This is a genomic window from Paracraurococcus ruber (genome assembly GCF_004353985.1).
GTDB lineage: Bacteria > Pseudomonadota > Alphaproteobacteria > Acetobacterales > Acetobacteraceae > Paracraurococcus > Paracraurococcus ruber.
Map to the genome: position 1 here is coordinate 1 of NZ_SMOA01000680.1, position 529 is coordinate 529.

The 529-nt window shown below is 69.9% G+C and carries 1 protein-coding gene; it reads left to right on the forward strand.

Features of this window, described 5'->3' with window-relative positions; all coding sequences use genetic code 11:
- Positions 1–529, forward strand: a 529-nt coding sequence (locus tag E2C05_RS32430; protein ID WP_133223675.1) for an IS110 family RNA-guided transposase, incomplete at both ends; no start/stop codon positions are given.

Genomic DNA, 529 nt, shown 5'->3' on the forward strand with positions numbered 1-529 from the left:
GTCCGGACGCTGGTCGCGGATGGGCCGCTGCAGGAGGTGGCTGAGGCGCTGCTGGCGGCTTGGCAAAGCATTGGGGAGCAGATCACGGCCCTCGGCCGTCGGCTCGTGGCCATGGCCCGGCAGGACCAGGCGGTGCGGCGGCTGATGACCGCTCCGGGCGTCGGCGTCCTGGTCGCGCTGACCTACGTCAGCGTTGTCGATGCGCCGGAGCGCTTCGCCAGATCCTCCAGCGTCGGGGCTTACATCGGCCTGACACCGCGGCGCTACCAGTCCGGCGAGGAGGACTACACCGGACACATCTCGCGTTGCGGCGACAAGCTGCTGCGCACCTACCTGTACGAGGCGGCGGGCATCATCCTTCACCGCGTCTCGCGCTGGTCGGCGCTGAAGGCCTGGGGAACGCGCCTGGCCCAGAGGATCGGCACTAAGAAGGCCACCGTCGCCGTGGCCCGCAAGCTCGCCGTGATCCTGCATCGCATGCTGCGCGACGGCAGCGATTTCCGCTGGTCGGCCAGGGAGGTGCAGGCTG